Source organism: Pseudonocardia yunnanensis, from assembly GCF_039534065.1.
Classification (GTDB): Bacteria; Actinomycetota; Actinomycetes; order Mycobacteriales; family Pseudonocardiaceae; genus Pseudonocardia; species Pseudonocardia yunnanensis.
On record NZ_BAAAUS010000055.1, the window covers coordinates 56,108 to 71,746 of the forward strand.

Below are 15,639 nucleotides of genomic sequence, written 5' to 3' on the forward strand. Positions count from 1 at the left end.
GGAACGCCTGCAGGTTCGCTCTGACGAACCGTGCAGCTCAGCCGAGGCTCGGCACCTGCTCGGGAGCGACCTCAGCACGCGGGACCCGCGGGCCGAAGCCGTCGGCGAGCAGCGCGGCGAGGTGCAGGAAGGCGTCGTGCGTGGCCGGACGCAACCGGGCGAGCTCGATGCGCCCGCCGGTGGCGAGGTGGGGGTCGTGGGGCACCTCGACCACCGCGCGACAGCGGGCCTCGAAGTGGCCCCTGACGCGCTTGAGGTCGACCTCTTTGCTCATGCGGTCGCAGCTCAGCACCACCACGGAGTCGGCCACCTGCGGGCCGTGGCCGTGCGCGATCAGCCAGTCGAGCGTCTTGCTCGCCCGGCTCGCACCGTCGACGGTGGGCGCGCCCACGATCACCAGGCTGTCGGCCAGCGCGAGCGTGCCCTCCATCGCCGAGTGCACGAGGCCGGTGCCCGAGTCGGTGATCACGACGTTGTAGAAGCGGGTGATCACCTCGCAGACCTGCTCGTACTCGGTGCGGTTGAACGCCTCGCTCATCGCCGGGTCCTGCTCGGACGCGAGCACCTGCAGCCGCCCGGCGAGGCTCGTGTACCGGGCGACGTCGGTGAGCGAGTGGGTGGCGGCGATGTTGTCGAGCAGGCTGCGGACCGTCACCGCGGTCTCGGTGGTGAGCCGGTCGGCCAGCGTGCCGGCGTCGGGGTTCGCGTCGAGCGCGATCACCCGGTCGCCGCGGTTCTCGGCGAGCACGAGCCCGAGGCACGCCGACACCGTGGTCTTTCCGACCCCGCCCTTCAGTGAGCTGACAGCGATCTGGTGCGAGCCGGGAAGCGGACGCCGGATCCGGCGCAGCTGGTCCTGGCGCCGGCGTTCGACGGCCCCGACGCCCGGGTTCAGGAGCCCTCCGGTGATCGCGTAGAGCGCGGCGCGCCACCCGTGCTGCGGGCGGTCGCTGCGGAAACGCACGATGGAGTCCTCGGTGAGCTCCGCAGCACTGCCTGCGTCGGGCCGCGAGCGGTTCGCCCGCTCGACCGCCGGATCCGGCGCGGCTGGGGCGCTCGGTGCTGCACCCGCCGGCTCGGCGACGGTGGACGGCGCCTCCGGCTGATCGTCGGCGACCGTCTCGTTCGGCTGTGTCATGCCCGCTCCGCCCCCGGATGCGCGCCTGTGGCGGCGCTCCGATCGCCGTGTGCGGCAGCCGCCGCGATGGTGCTCTCCCGGCCGCTCACCGCCACCATTCCCCCGTGATCGCGGGCCTGCGCCCGAAACGCGGGCAGGGTACCGCTCCGGATGATCACTGCGGGCCGGCGGTGGCGTCCGGCGACGGCTGCGGCGAGGTCACGAACTGGTCGGCCATGAGCGCCGCCAGGCGGTAGGCCGCATGCCGCGTGGAGGGGCGCAGCCGGGCCAGCTCGACCCGGCCGCCGGTGGCGAGGTGCGGGTCGTGCGGGAGCTCGACGACGGCCCGGCAACGGGACGTGAAGTGCTCGCTGATGCGGGTGCGGTCGACCTCGGCACTGACCCGGTCGCACGACAGCACCACCACCGCCTCGGACGCCAGCGAGGAGTGCCCGTGCGCGTGCAGCCAGTCGAGGGTCTTGCTCGCCCGGCCCGCCCCGTCCACCGTGGGTGCGCCGACGACGATGGTGCTGTCGGCGAGCTTGAGCGTGCCGTCCATCGCGGAGTGCACGAGCCCGGTGCCCGAGTCGGTGATGATGATGTTGAAGAAGCGGTCGAGCAGCTCGCAGATCGCCTCGTACTCCTCGCGGTTGAACGCGTCGCTCGATGCGGGGTCCTGCTCCGAGGCGAGCACCTGTAGTCGGCCGGCAAGGCTCGTGTAGCGCGACACCTCGGTCCAGGAGTGGATGCGGGCGATGTCGCGCAGCAACTCCCGGACGGTCACCGACGACTCGCCGGTGAGGCGATCGGCCAACGTACCGGCGTCGGGGTTCGCGTCGAGCACGATCACCCGGTCGCCCCGGTTCTCCGCCATGACGAGGCCGAGCAGCGTGGCGACCGTGGTCTTCCCGACCCCACCCTTGATCGACGTCACCGCGATGCGGTGCGACTGCAGGAGCGGATGGCGGATGCGGTGCAACTGGTCGCGCCACTGCACCTCGGCAGGGCTCGGGCCGGGGTTCACCAGGCCGCCGGTGGCCCGCAGCACCGCACGGCGCCAACCGGACGCGGGTTCGTCGGGCCGGGCCCGCAGGATCGTCTCGGAGCTGAGCTCCCCTGCCGCGCCCGGTGTGCCGTCCTGCTGCTGCGAGGCGATCGGGGACCGATCTCCTGTCGAGCCCACTGCACCCACGTGTTCTCCCGGCCCGTCCGGACCCGCGTGCCGCCGGTCGGTCGTCGTGGCCCCCGGACGGGGTTCCAGCCGATACCCGTACCGCTCCCACCACACGGACGGGTCGGGTTCGACGGGGCGGCTCGCCACCCGCAGAGGGTAACGCGGTGACGATCACGGTCCAGCCGATAGTGACCGAGTGGTGATCCGTTCGGCCGAATTCGCTGTCGGCTATTCGATGAGGTCCATACCGGTGCCCGAGCGGCCGTTCGACAGTCCCGTCGGAGCGCCGCTCGGGGGGCCGCCTCGCCACATCTGGGTGCGGCCGCGGGAGACCGTACGCAGGGCCTTGGTGAGGGTGTCCTCGAACTCCGCCAGCTTCGCGTCGACGTAACCGTCGCACTCCTGGCGCAGCCGATCCACCTCGCTGTCGGCCTCGTCGACGATCCGGGCCGCCTCGGCGTTGGCCGCGCGCACCACCTCGGTCTGCGACACCAGCCGGGCCTGCTCGGCCTGCCCGTCCGCGACGTACCGGTCATGGGCGGCACGGCCGGCGTGGGCGAGCCGGTCGGCATCGATCTGGGCCCGGTCGGTCAGTTCGGTGTACTGGCGGCGGCCGTCGGTGACGGCCCGCTCGGCGTCGTGCCGGGCCTTCGCGAGGAGCTGTTCGGCCTCCGCGCGCGCTTCCGCGACCATGCGCTCGGCCTCGGACTGCGCCTCGGCGAGCATCTCCTCGGCGTCGGTCTGCGCGCTCGTCCGCGTCTGCTCGGCCTCCTGCGCCGCGTCGTCCACCAGCTCGTCGCGGCGGTCGAGCACATCCTGGGCGTCGTCCAGTTCCCCGGGTAACGCCTCTCGGACGTCGTCGAGCAGCTCGAGCACGTCACCACGAGGTACCACGCAGTTCGAGGTCATCGGGACACCCCGAGCCTCCTCGACCAGCGTGACCAGCGCGTCGAGCGATTCGAAGACCCGGTACACGCTGGGCATCCTCTCACCGCGGCGCCCCGTGCCGCGTCATTCCGAGCACCCGCGTGTCAAGTTCCGAACGGGTGACTCAGGCGCGTTCGGCGATCCGTTCGAGCAGGTGGCGGTGCACCGACTCCGGCAGAAGGTGCGCGACGTCGCCCCCGTACGTCGCCACTTCCTTGACGAGCGAGCTGGACACGAAGCTGTAGTCGGGGCTCGTGGACATGAAGAGCGTGTCCACGCCGGACAGGCGCTTGTTCATCTGCGCCATCTGCAGCTCGTAGTCGAAGTCGGTGACTACCCGCAGGCCCTTGACGATGGCCTGGATGTCGTTGTCCTTGCAGTAGTCGACCAGGAGACCGTGGAACGAGGCGACACGGACGTTCGGGTACGGGGCGACGATCTCGCGCAGCAGCGCCATGCGCTCGTCGACGGTGAACAGGCTCTTCTTGTTCTTGTTGATCAGCACGGCGACGACGACCTCGTCGAACAGGGCCGCCGTCCGGCCGATCACATCGAGATGCCCGTTCGTCGGGGGGTCGAACGAACCGGGGCAGACAGCGCGCGTCATCTCGGAAGCCTCACATTGCGGACGCTACCGGAGGCCGACGTGCAGCGCCGTATCTCCGTAATGGCGCTCACGAACGCCGCGCAGCGGCTCGGGCCAGGGGAACGCACCCGAGCGCGCCGATCTCTCCACCACCACCGTGGCCTCCTCGGCCAGCCAGCCGTGCGCGGCGGCCGCCGCGAGCCAGCCCGCGACCTCGCTGTCCGGGACGTCGTAGGGCGGGTCGACGAGGACGACGTCGTAGGCGCGATCGGCAGCCGTGCCCAGGACGGAGGCCGCAGACGCCGCGCGCACCACCGCACCCGGGAGCCCGAGGGCGTCGACATTGCGGCGCAGCACGGTGGCCGCCCGCCGGTCCGACTCGACGAACAACGCGTGCGCCGCACCGCGCGAGAGCGCCTCCAGCCCGAGGGCACCCGATCCGGCGCACAGGTCGAGCACGGCCGCGCCGTCGAGCCCCGGGTCGTTCTCCAGCGCGCTGAACAGCGCTTCGCGAACCCGGTCCGACGTGGGGCGGGTGCCCTTGGCCGGCACCGCGAGGCGGCGCCCTCCGGCAACTCCGGCGATCACTCGTGTCATGCGGCTCCGCCGTGCCTCACGAGAGCTCGAGCAGCAGATCGCCGCCCTCGACCTGCTGGACCTGCCCGATGGCGAGCCGGGCCACCGTTCCCGACCGGTGCGCGGTGATCGACGCCTCCATCTTCATCGCCTCGATGGTGGCCACCGTCTGGCCCGACTCCACGGTGTCGCCCTCGGCCACCGCGAGCGTCACCACACCCGCGAACGGCGCGGCGACGTGCTGCGGGTTGGACCGGTCGGCCTTCTCCGCCGCCTTGACGTCGCTGTCGACCGACAGGTCGCGTACGGATACGGGTCGCAGCTGGCCGTTGAGGGTGGCCAGCACCGTGCGGATCCCGCGCTCGTCGGCCTCGGAGATCGCCTCCAGCTCGATCAGCAGCGTCACGCCGGGCTCCAGCTCGGCCTCGTGCTCGATGTCGGACTCGAGGCCGTAGAGGAAGTCCTTGGTGGACAGCACCGACGTGTCGCCGTAGGCCTCCTGGTGGGCCACGTACTCCTTCGCCGGACCGGGGAACAGCAGCCGGTTGAGCGTGGCGCGGCGGTCGTCACGCAGCCCGCGGCGGTCCTCGATCGTCAGCTCGGCGGAGTCCTCCTCCACGCTGCGGCCCTCCAGCGCACGCGAGCGGAACGGCTCGGGCCAGCCGCCGGGCGGGTCGCCCAGCTCGCCGCGCAGGAACCCGATGACCGAGTCGGGCACGTCGAACTCGCCAGGGTCGGCCTCGAAGTCCTTCGGCTGCACCCCGGCCCCGACGAGGTGCAGCGCGAGGTCGCCCACCACCTTCGACGAGGGCGTCACCTTGACCAGCCGCCCGAGCATCCGGTCGGCGGCGGCGTAGCAGTCCTCGATCAGCTCGAACCGGTCGCCGAGTCCGAGCGCGATCGCCTGCTGGCGCAGGTTCGACAGCTGTCCGCCGGGGATCTCGTGGTGGTAGACGCGCCCGGTGGGCGACGGGAGCGCCGCCTCGAACGGCGCGTAGACCTTGCGCACGGCCTCCCAGTACGGCTCCAGGTCCCCCACCGCGGTGAGCGAGAGCCCGGTGGGACGGTCGGTGTGGTCGGTGGCCGCCACCAGCGCCGAGAGCGAGGGCTGGCTCGTCGTCCCGGCCATGCTCGCCACGGCCGCGTCCACGGCGTCCACCCCGGCGTCGATCGCCGCCACGAGCGTGGCCAGCTGCCCGCCGGCCGTGTCGTGCGTGTGCAGGTGGACGGGCAGGTCGAAGCGTTCGCGCAGGGCGGTGACGAGCGTGCGCGCCGCGGGCGGGCGCAGCAGCCCGGCCATGTCCTTGATCGCGAGGATGTGTGCGCCCGCATCGACCGCCTGCTCGGCCAGGCGCAGGTAGTAGTCCAGGGTGTAGAGCCTCTCGTCCGGATCCGAGAGGTCGGCCGTGTAACAGAGCGCCACCTCGGCCACGGCGGTGCCGGTGTTGCGGACCGCCTCGATCGCCGGGCGCATCTGCTCCACGTCGTTGAGCGCGTCGAAGATCCGGAAGATGTCCATGCCGGTGCGCGCCGCCTCCTCGACGAAGGCATCGGTCACCTCGAGCGGGTAGGGCGTGTAGCCCACGGTGTTGCGGCCCCGCAGCAACATCTGCGTGCAGATGTTGGGCACCGCCTCGCTGATCGCCGCGAGCCGCTCCCACGGGTCCTCTGCGAGGAACCGTAGCGCCACGTCGTACGTGGCTCCGCCCCAGCACTCCAGGCTGAACATCTCCGGAACGGTCCGCGCCACGTACGGGGCGACCGCCAGCAGGTCCCGGCTTCGCACCCGCGTGGCCAGGAGCGACTGGTGGGCGTCGCGGAAGGTGGTGTCGGTGACGGCGACGTTCTGCTGCGCGCGCAGCCGCTCGGCGAACCGCACCGGGCCCAGCTCCCGCAACAGCTGCCGCGAGCCGTCGGGCGCGGGCGCCTCCAGGTCGCAGACCGGCAGCTTGTCCACCGGCTCGACGACCTTGGGCCGCGGCCCGTTCGGCCGGTTGACCGTGGTCTCGGCGAGGTAATGGAGCAGGCGGGTGCCGCGGTCGGCAGGCTGGCGCGCGGTGAGCAGCTCGGGACGTTCCTCGATGAAGCTCGTGGTGACGCGCCCCGCCTGGAAGTCCGGATCGCTCAGCACCGCGGCGAGGAACGGGATGTTCGTGGAGACGCCCCGGATGCGGAACTCCGCCACCGCCCGCTGCGCGCGGCGCACCGCGATGGGAAAGGTGCGACCGCGGCAGGTGAGCTTCACCAGCATCGAGTCGAAGTGGGCGCTGATCTCCGCGCCCGTGTGCGTGGTGCCACCGTCCAGTCGCACGCCGGCGCCGCCGGGCGAGCGGTAGGCGCCGATCACGCCCGTGTCAGGGCGGAAGCCGTTGGCCGGGTCCTCCGTGGTGATCCGGCACTGCAGCGCCGCGCCACGCAGGACGATGTCCTCCTGGGCCATGTTCAGGTCGGCGAGTGTCACCCCCGAGGCGATGCGCAGCTGCGCGATCACGAGGTCGCGGTCGGTGACCTCCTCGGTGACGGTGTGCTCCACCTGGATACGCGGGTTCATCTCGATGAAGACGTGGTTGCCGCGCTCGTCGAGCAGGAACTCGACCGTGCCCGCGTTGACGTATCCGATGTGGCGGGCGAACGCCACGGCGTCGGCGCAGATCCGATCGCGCAGCTCGGGGTCGAGGTTGGGCGCAGGCGCGATCTCGATGACCTTCTGGTGGCGCCGCTGCACCGAACAGTCGCGCTCGTAGAGGTGCACGACCTCGCCCGTGGCGTCGGCGAGGATCTGCACCTCGATGTGGCGCGGGTTGACCACCGCCTGCTCCAGGAAGACCGTGGCATCCCCGAACGCCGACTCGGCCTCCCGCATCGCGGCCTCGATGGCCTCGCGCAGCTCGCCGGGCTCCAGCACGCGGCGCATCCCGCGGCCACCGCCACCTGCCACTGCCTTGACGAAGACCGGGAACCCGATCTCCTCGGCCGCCGCGACGAGCGTGTCGACGTCGTCGGAGGGTTCGGACGAGTCCAGCACCGCCACCCCCGCCTCCCGGGCGGCGGCGACGGCGCGCGCCTTGTTGCCCGTCAGGTGCAGCACACTCGGCGGCGGCCCGACGAACGTGATGCCTGCGCGCTCGCACGCCTCGGCGAGATCGGGGTTCTCCGACAGGAAGCCGTAGCCCGGGTAGATCGCGTCGGCCCCTGCCCGACGCGCGGCGTTGATCACCTCGTCCACCGACAGGTAGGCGCGGACCGGGTGGCCCGGTTCTCCGATCTGGTAGGACTCGTCGGCTTTGGCACGGTGCAGAGAGTTGCGATCCTCGTAGGGGAAGATCGCGACGGTGGAGATGCCGAGCTCATAGGCTGCCCGGAATGCCCGGATCGCGATCTCTCCCCGGTTCGCGACGAGCACCTTGCTGAACACGGCAACGCCTCCCTGCTGATCGGTGATGCGAAGGCGAACGGTACCTGTGGGCACTCGATCGGACCCTGCGAACAGCACTGTGCTTCGGTACTAAGGAGAGGTGCGACACCATCTGGACTCCGTGGCCGTCGCCTCGGGTAGAGATGCGTCGCCGTTCGTGACGACGGAGGGTGCGACGTGATGCCACGAGTCCGGCCCGGGCAGTCCGCCGCGTTCGCGGAAGGACGTCGACTGCGAGAGCAGGCCGAGAGGCGCAGGCGGCGCCACGGCGGACGTCCTCCCCGATCGCCCTGGCTGCTGTTGTTCGCTGTGCCGGTGGTCGCCGGCGGCGCGAGTGCGCTCGCGATGGCGATGATATTCAGCGTCATCATGGTGGGCGTGGCGATCGTGGCGAGCTCGGCGCCGCTGCTCGTGGCCGGCGCGCTCACCTTCGTCGCCGTGCACCGCAGCAGGCGCCACGCAGCCCTGCGCCATCGGAGTGCGTCCGTTCCCGCGCCACCGCCCCCCGCGCGGCCGGTACGCCGCCCCGATCTCGAGTGGGGGAAGGTCCGCAACCGGTTCCACGCCCTGCGGTCCGCGTACGCCGCGTTCGAGTGCGACCCCATGGAGGTGCTGCGGCTGCCCGCACTCGCCGACGTGTCCGTGCCGAGCACCGCTCGGTTCGTCGACGCCTTCGCCGAGGCCCAGGCCCTCGACACCGACCGGTTCCCGCCCGCCTCGCACGCAGCCGCGTTCGAGGCCGCCGTCGACCGGGCCGAACGCGCATGGCAGGCCGCCCGCGAGGCAGCCCAGCGCATCCGGCTCTCGGGCCTGTCCCCCGCCGAGCGCGCCACCGTGGAGCGCGTGATCAAGCTGCTCACCACCGCTCGCGACTCCGACAGCGACCCCGAGCGGCTCGCCGCCTACTCCCGCGCCCGCTCGGAGCTCGCCAAGCTCGACCGCGCCGGGGTGATCCACCTTCCCCCGACGGCCGGAGCCGCCCTGGACGCCGCGGCACGAGGAGCGCTCCCCGGCTGACCGGCGCGCCCGCGGTGCACGAACGGCCCAACAGTCCGACAGGAGCGGATGAGCGGGCCGGTCGTGCGGAGCCGAGCCGCGTCAGACCTTGTCGAGATAGGCGGCGCGCTCCTCGTCGCCCACGGTCTCGCCGACGAGCGCGGCGAGTCCGGGGTGGTCACGGAGACCGGGGTCGTCGGCCACGATGTCGGCCGCGTAGACCCGTGACTTCGCGATGATCTCCTCGTGGCGCAGCAGTGACAGCAGCCGCAGGCCGGAGCGGCGGCCCGACTGCAGCGCCCCCAGTACGTCGCCCTCCCGGCGCAGCTCCAGGTCGAGCCGGGCGAGCTCGAACCCGTCGGTGGTGCCGGCCACCGCGTCGAGCCGCTCCCGCGCGGTGCTCGCCGCAGGCGCTTCGGTGACCAGCAGGCAGACGCCGGGCGCGGAGCCCCGGCCCACCCGCCCGCGGAGCTGGTGGAGCTGGGAGAGACCGAACCGGTCGGCGTCGAGGATGACCATGCCGGTGGAGTTGGGCACGTCGACACCGACCTCGATCACCGTGGTGGCCACCAGGACGTCGAGCTCGCCGCGCTCGAACGCCCGCATCACGGTGTCCTTCTCGTCGGGCGGCAGCTTGCCGTGCAGCACACCGAGCCGCAGCCCGTGCAGCGCTCCCTCCTCCAGCCGGGGCAGCACCTCGAGCACCGCCAGCGGCGGGCGGCGGGCGCTGCCCTCGTCGGAGTCGGCCCCCTCGTCGGGATCGTCGAGGTCGACGAGATCGGCGTCGGGATCGTCTCTGCCGTTGTCGCCGCCGTTGTCGCCTCCGACCCGCGGGCACACGATGTAGACCTGGTGGCCGGCCTCGACCTCCTCGTGCACACGGCGCCAGACACGCTGCAGCCAGGCGGGCTTCTCCGCCAGCGGCACGACGGTGGTGGCGATCGGCGAGCGGCCACCCGGCAGCTCGCGCAGGGCGGAGACCTCCAGGTCGCCGTAGACCGTCATCGCGACGGTGCGCGGGATCGGCGTGGCCGTCATGACCAGCATGTGCGGCGCGAGCTCACCGCGCCCGCGCAGCGCGTCGCGCTGCTCCACACCGAAGCGGTGCTGCTCGTCGACGACGACCAGGCCGAGGTCGGCGAACCCGACGTTGTCCTGGATCAGGGCGTGGGTGCCGACGATGATCCCGGCCGCGCCGGACTGGGCGTCGAGCAGCGCCTGGCGCTTGGCCTTGGTGCCGAGCGAACCGGTGAGCAGCGTGACGGCGGTGGCCTGCTCGGCGCCGTCGAGCTCGCCGCGACGCCCGAGCGGGCCCAGCAGGGTGCGCAGCGACCGTGCGTGCTGGGCGGCGAGCACCTCGGTGGGCGCCAGCAGGGCCGCCTGCCTGCCACCGTCGACGACCTGCAGCATCGCCCGCAGTGCGATGACCGTCTTGCCCGCGCCGACATCGCCCTGCACGAGACGGTTCATCGGGTGCTCGCCTGCGAGATCGGCGGAGATCTCCGCGCCGACGGCGTGCTGGCCTGCGGTGAGCGTGAACGGCAGCGCGGCGTCGAACGCATCGAGCAGGCCACCCGGCTTGGGCGGGCACGCCGCGGCAGGCCGCGAGACCGTGGCCTGCCTGCGCAGCGCCAGCGCGAGCTGGACGCCGATCGCCTCGTCCCAGACCAGCCGGTTGCGGGCGGCGTGGAAATCGGCCTCGGACTCGGGCACGTGGATGCGCCGCAGGGCCCGCCCCAGCTCCGCCAGGCCCTCGCGCTGCCGCAGCGCGGCGGGAAGCGGGTCGGTGGGGTCGTCGAGGAGTTCGAGCACCTGACGCACGCAGCGCGCGATCTCCTGCGAGTTGACCTTGCCGGTGGCCGGGTAGACGGAGAGGAACGGCCGCACCTCGTCGGCCTCGTCGAGCGGCTCGAACTGCGGGTGGGTGAGCTGCAGCTTCTTGTTGAACACCCCGACCTTGCCGGAGAACACCGCGCGCACCCCGGGCCGGATGATGTGCTGGACCTTGTGGCCGTTGAAGAAGGTGCAGTCGAGCGTGGCGCCCTTCTCGTCGCGGATGACGACGTTGAGCAGCTTGCCGCGCCGGGCCTTCATGTCGCGCAGCGTGGCCTTCTCCACCTGGGCGACGAGGGTGGCGTGCTCGCCGATCTCGAGACCGGCGATATCGGTGAGCTTGCCGCGGTCGACGTAGCGGCGCGGGTAGTGGCGCACCAGGTCACCGACCGTATGGATCTCGAGCTGCGCCGCGAGCAGATCGGCCGCCCGCTTGCCGATGAGCGGGAGCAGCGGGCTGAGCATGTCGACGTCCGTCATTCCACCCCCAGCACGATCGCGTAGTCGGACTGCCCGCCCCGGTGCACGACGACGTCGACCTCGGGGTGGGTGCGGCTCAGGTCGGCCGCGAGCATGTCGGCGAGCGACGGGTCGGTGCCCTCGCCCAGGAGCACGGTGACGAGCTCTCCGCCGACGGTGAGCATGCGATTAGCCAACCACAGCCCACCGACGGCCAGGTCGGGGGCGATCACGACGACCTCGCCGTCGGTGATCCCGAGGACGTCGCCGGGCTCGCACGGGCCCACCCACGTGAGCGCCTCGGTCTCGGCGGTCAGCAGACCGCCGGTACGGGTGCCTGCGGCGGCCTCGGCCATCGCGACGACGTCGTCGCCCACCCGGCGCTGCGGGTCGTGCACGGCCAGCGCCGACAACCCCTGCAGCACCGACGCCGTGGGCACCACGAGCACTTCCTGCCCGTCCCGGCGCGCCAGCACCGCGGCCCGCTCGGCGGGCGCGGTGAGCTCGGAGTCGTTCGGGAGCAGCACGACGTGCCGGGCCCGCATGCCGGCGAGCGCGGCGACGAGGTCGGCCACGTCCACGTCCCGGTCGCGCGGGCGCTCCAGCACCGTGGCTCCCGCCGACCGTGCGAGCTCCGCGATCTCCGCCCCACCCACGACCATCAGCACCCCACGGTCCCGGACGAAACGGTCGTCGCACCCGGCCCCCGGATCGTCGCCGATCTGGTCGGCGAACCGGATCACGGCGATCCGGTGCGGCCTGCCGGCGGACAGACCCGCCTCGATCGCCGCCCCGATGTCGGTGCAGTGCACATGCACGTTCCAGAGACCGTCACCGTCGCCGACCACGGAGACGCAGTCCCCGAGCGCCTGAAGCTGCGCCCGCAGCGCGTCCACGCGGTCCGCCGACGTGCCCTCGAGCAGGTACATGACCTCGTAGTCGTGGCCGGGCCCGCCGCCCTCCCGCTGCGCGACGAGCACGTCCCGGAGGCGGGCCGGCGTCGGGACGGACACGACCGGGGCCGGGAGCCGGTCGATGCCGCTGCGCCCGCTCACCAGCGCGGCCAGCGCGTCGAGCACGACGTAGAGACCGAGACCGCCGGCGTCCACGACCCCCGCCCTGGCGAGCTCGGGAAGCTGCCCGGTGGTGGCCTGCACCGCTCCGGCAGCCGCTTCGGCGGCCGCGAGCGCGACGTCGTCGAGCCGGTCGGGGCCTGCGGCGACCGCTGCGCCCGCTGCGGCGTCGAGCACCGTCAGCACCGTGCCCTGCCGTGGCCGGGCGACCGCGGCGGTGGCCAACCGGTGGGCCCGGCAGAGCGCGTCGGCGAGCACGGCCCCGGCAGGCGTGGGACCCGCGCGCGCCGCCAGTGCGTCGGCCACACCGCGCAGCACCTGCGAAAGGATCATCCCGGAGTTGCCCCGCGCCCCCACGAGCGCGCCGCGGGCGAGCGCCCCGGCCACCGCCGCAACCCCTCGGGCCGACCCGTCGCCGTTCTCCCGGGTCTCCCGCCGCGCCCGGCGCACCGCCTCTGCCGCGGCGCGCATGGTCAGAAGCAGGTTGGTGCCGGTGTCACCGTCGGGCACCGGGAAGACGTTGATGCGATCGATCTCGGCGCGGTGCCGTTCCAGCGCCTGGGTGGCGGCCCGCGTCCAGCCGGTGAGCAGCGCGGAGTCGAGGGTCGGGGGCACTCGCCACAGGGTAGCGACGGGCGGTGTGCGGCCGGTGCGGTGGCGCAGGTACTCTGGTCTCTCGCGACCGGGCTGGACCCGGCTCCCCCATCGTCTACCCGAGGAGTGTTCGACGTGGCTGCCGTCTGCGACGTCTGTGGAAAGGGTCCGGGCTTCGGCATGTCCGTCTCGCACTCGCACCGCCGCACCCACCGTCGCTGGAACCCGAACATCCAGACCGTGCGTGCCCGCATCGGCGGTGGCAACCGCCGCCGCATGAACGTCTGCACGTCCTGCTTGAAGGGCGGCAAGGTCGCCCGCGCCTGAGCGCGAGCGACAATCAGTTCTCTCGGACGGCGCTGCCCTCCGCTCCGGCGGACGGCAGCGCCGTTTGCACTGCGGCAGTGATCGTTCTTCTCGTGCCACCATCGGGCCGTAGCCGGACGACCACCGCGCGAGGAGTTCCCGCATGACGCTGGCCCCCGACCCGTTCCGCTCGGCCACGCACGGAGAGCGCCACAGCGCCTACACCGAGCTGAACGACCGCGGCCCCGTGCACCTCGTTCGACAGACCCGCTCCCGGTCGATCTGGCTGGTCACGGGCCATGAGGAGGCCCGCGCGTGCCTCATCGACCCCCGGCTGGTCAAGGGCGGCGGAAGCGCCACCATTTTCGGCCACCGGCTCGATCCGGGGCTGCTCGCCGCCACCCGCACGGAGATGCTCAGCAGCGACCCCCCGGACCACACCCGGCTGCGCAAGCTCGTGTCGGGAGCGTTCACCATGCGGCGCATCGACCAACTCGCCCCTCGCATCCAGGAGATCGTCGACGAACTGCTCGACGCCCTCGTCGACGTCGAGTCCGCCGATCTCGTCGCCGCGTTCGCCTATCCGTTGCCGATGACGGTGATCTGCGAGCTGCTGGGAATCCCGGAGGAGCGGCGGGGCGACTTCCGCACCTGGTCCTCGCTGGTCATCGACCCGGCGGTGAGCGGCTTCGAGACCTTCGCCGCCGCGGCCGAGGCGCTCGTCGGCTTCGTGCGTGAGCTGATCGCGATCAAGCGTGCGCAGCCGGCCGACGACCTGCTCTCGGCGGTGGTCGCCGTTCGGGACGGCACGGACCGGCTCTCGGAGGACGAGCTGACGTCGCTCGTGGTCCTGCTCCTGATCGCGGGCCACGAGACCACCGTGAACCTGCTCACCAACGCCACCTACGCCCTGCTGACCCATCCCGGCCAGCTGGCGCTGCTGCGGTCCGAGCCCGAGCGGCTCCCGGCCGCCGTCGAGGAGTTCCTGCGGTTCGACGGTCCGCTGCAGGTCGCGACGCAGCGGGTGGCCGGCGAGACGTTCGAGCTGGGCGGCGTCACGATCGCCGCGGGGGACTCCGTACTCGTCGGGCTCCTCGCCGCCAACCGCGACACGTCCCACCTGCCGGGCGCGGACGTTCTCGACATCACCCGCACGCCCACTCCGCACCTGGCCTTCGGGCACGGGATCCACCACTGCCTCGGTGCACCGCTCGCCCGCCTCGAGGCCCGCATCGCGCTCGGCTCCCTGATCAGCCACTTCCCCCACCTCCGGCTGGCAGAGGCCGCCGGGGACGTGCCCGTGGACGACGCCGTGCTGATCAACGGCCTCACCGCACTCCACGTCGCAACGCGGCCGCTGCCCGCCTGACCAGGTCGGAGGTCAGGGAAGCTTCCAGTCGACCGGGTCCCCGCCGAGCTCGTCCAGCAGCGCGTTGACCCGGCTGAACGGACGCGACCCGAAGAACCCGCGGTCGGCCGACATGGGGCTGGGGTGCGCCGACTCGACGCACGGCACGTCCCCGAGCAACGGCACCAGGTTGCGCGCGTCACGACCCCACAGGATCGCGACCAGCGGCTCGCCCTCGCGGTCCACGAGAGCGCGGATCGCCTGCTCGGTGACCTTCTCCCAGCCCTTGTTGCGGTGCGAGCCCGGGTTGCCCGGCTCAACCGTCAGCACCCTGTTGAGCAGCAGCACACCCTGCTCGGCCCAGGGTGTGAGGTCACCGGTGGACGGGGTGGGGTGGCCGAGATCCTCGCTGTACTCGCGGAAGATGTTGGCCAGCGACCGCGGGACGGGGCGCGTCTGCGGTGCCACCGAGAACGACAGCCCGATCGCGTGGCCCGGCGTCGGGTAGGGGTCCTGGCCGACGATCAGAACGCGCACCTGGTCGAACGGCTGGGTGAACGCGCGCAGGACGTTCGCCCCGGCCGGAAGGTAGCGGCGCCCCGCGGCGATCTCCGCGCGCAGGAACTCCCCCATCTCGGCCACCACCGGTGCCACGGGGGCGAGTGCCCGCGCCCATCCGGCTTCCACGACCTCTTCGAGTGGCTTGGCCATCAGGGAAGCCTCCGCAGCTCGGCGCGGAACCGTTTCCCGCGTTGGATGTAGCTCTGTACAGCGCGGTCGTAGTAGCCCTCGGGCACCTCGTAGCCCTCCCGCACGCGCGCCGGCACGCCCAGCGCCATCCGCCGCGCCGGGACCTCCGCGTTCGGCGACACCACGGCACCGGCACCGATCACGGCCCCCTCGCCGACCGTGGCCCCGTTCAGCACCACCGAGCCCGACGAGATGAGTGCCCGGTCGCCGACCGTGGCGCCCTCGATGTGGACGTTGTGCCCGACCGTCACCTCGGCGCCGATGATCGTGGGGTGGCGCGGGGTGCAGTGGATGATCGAGCCGTCCTGCACGCTGGTGCGCGGACCGACCTCGATGCGTCCGTCGTCGCCGCGGAGCACCGCCCCGGGCCAGATCGAGGCCTCCGCGCCGATCGTCACGGTGCCGATGACCACGGCGTCGGGATGGATATACGCATCGGGATGGATGACGGGTTCGGCGTCGCCGAGCGCGTAGAGGGGCACGCG

General features: G+C 72.4%; 13 protein-coding genes. 3 read left to right on the top strand and 10 right to left on the bottom strand.

The genetic code is table 11. The annotated features are described in order from the left end of the window. Positions 1-37 precede the first annotated feature (37 nt). From ABD743_RS38705 to ABD743_RS38730, 6 genes are all read right to left on the bottom strand, one after another. Complete coding sequence (locus tag ABD743_RS38705) at positions 38-1,138, bottom strand: MinD/ParA family ATP-binding protein (RefSeq protein ID WP_344728729.1); 1,101 nt, start codon at positions 1,136-1,138, stop codon at positions 38-40. 154 nt (positions 1,139-1,292) lie between these two features. Then, a complete protein-coding gene (locus ABD743_RS38710; RefSeq protein ID WP_344728731.1) occupies positions 1,293-2,438 on the bottom strand; it encodes a MinD/ParA family ATP-binding protein in 1,146 nt (381 codons plus the stop codon). A gap of 81 nt (positions 2,439-2,519) precedes the next feature. After that, positions 2,520-3,266, bottom strand: coding sequence for a F0F1 ATP synthase subunit B (locus tag ABD743_RS38715; protein WP_379658919.1), 747 nt, complete (start codon positions 3,264-3,266; stop codon positions 2,520-2,522). A 76-nt stretch (positions 3,267-3,342) separates the two neighbouring features. After that, complete coding sequence (gene coaD, locus ABD743_RS38720) at positions 3,343-3,825, bottom strand: pantetheine-phosphate adenylyltransferase (protein WP_344728736.1); 483 nt, start codon at positions 3,823-3,825, stop codon at positions 3,343-3,345. A 24-nt stretch (positions 3,826-3,849) separates the two neighbouring features. Continuing rightward, positions 3,850-4,440 carry a 16S rRNA (guanine(966)-N(2))-methyltransferase RsmD gene (gene rsmD / locus ABD743_RS38725; protein ID WP_344728777.1) on the bottom strand — a complete coding sequence of 197 codons (591 nt, stop codon included), beginning with the start codon at positions 4,438-4,440 and terminating at the stop codon, positions 3,850-3,852. Next, the gene (locus tag ABD743_RS38730) at positions 4,418-7,795 is read right to left on the bottom strand and encodes a pyruvate carboxylase (RefSeq protein WP_344728738.1); all 3,378 of its coding nucleotides are present in this window, start codon (positions 7,793-7,795) and stop codon (positions 4,418-4,420) included. Before ABD743_RS38730 ends, rsmD begins: the two co-directional genes overlap by 23 nt. A gap of 180 nt (positions 7,796-7,975) precedes the next feature. Between ABD743_RS38730 and ABD743_RS38735 the strand changes: the two genes are divergently transcribed. Next, on the top strand, positions 7,976-8,812 hold the full coding sequence (locus tag ABD743_RS38735; RefSeq protein WP_344728740.1) for a hypothetical protein: 837 nt from the start codon (positions 7,976-7,978) through the stop codon (positions 8,810-8,812). Between the two features lie 81 nt (positions 8,813-8,893). On the opposite strand, the gene ABD743_RS38740 is transcribed toward ABD743_RS38735, so the two are convergent. Further along, positions 8,894-11,104, bottom strand: a complete 2,211-nt coding sequence (locus tag ABD743_RS38740; protein WP_344728742.1) for an ATP-dependent DNA helicase RecG — start codon at positions 11,102-11,104, stop codon at positions 8,894-8,896. After that, a complete protein-coding gene (locus ABD743_RS38745; protein WP_344728744.1) occupies positions 11,101-12,771 on the bottom strand; it encodes a DAK2 domain-containing protein in 1,671 nt (556 codons plus the stop codon). Before ABD743_RS38745 ends, ABD743_RS38740 begins: the two co-directional genes overlap by 4 nt. A 114-nt stretch (positions 12,772-12,885) precedes the next feature. Here ABD743_RS38745 and rpmB point away from each other — a divergent pair, with 114 nt between their 5' ends. Then, positions 12,886-13,077 carry a 50S ribosomal protein L28 gene (gene rpmB, locus ABD743_RS38750; RefSeq protein ID WP_241041332.1) on the top strand — a complete coding sequence of 64 codons (192 nt, stop codon included), beginning with the start codon at positions 12,886-12,888 and terminating at the stop codon, positions 13,075-13,077. Positions 13,078-13,219: 142 nt separating this feature from the next. Further along, the gene (locus ABD743_RS38755) at positions 13,220-14,425 is read left to right on the top strand and encodes a cytochrome P450 family protein (protein WP_344728746.1); all 1,206 of its coding nucleotides are present in this window, start codon (positions 13,220-13,222) and stop codon (positions 14,423-14,425) included. Positions 14,426-14,437: 12 nt separating this feature from the next. Here the strand turns inward: ABD743_RS38755 and ABD743_RS38760 are convergent, their stop codons facing one another. Both ABD743_RS38760 and ABD743_RS38765 read right to left on the bottom strand, forming a co-directional pair. After that, positions 14,438-15,118, bottom strand: a complete 681-nt coding sequence (locus ABD743_RS38760) for a uracil-DNA glycosylase (RefSeq protein ID WP_241041365.1) — start codon at positions 15,116-15,118, stop codon at positions 14,438-14,440. After that, positions 15,115-15,636, bottom strand: coding sequence for a gamma carbonic anhydrase family protein (locus ABD743_RS38765; RefSeq protein WP_344728748.1), 522 nt, complete (start codon positions 15,634-15,636; stop codon positions 15,115-15,117). The genes ABD743_RS38760 and ABD743_RS38765 overlap by 4 nt, the downstream gene beginning before the upstream one ends. Between the last annotated feature and the right edge of the window lie 3 nt (positions 15,637-15,639).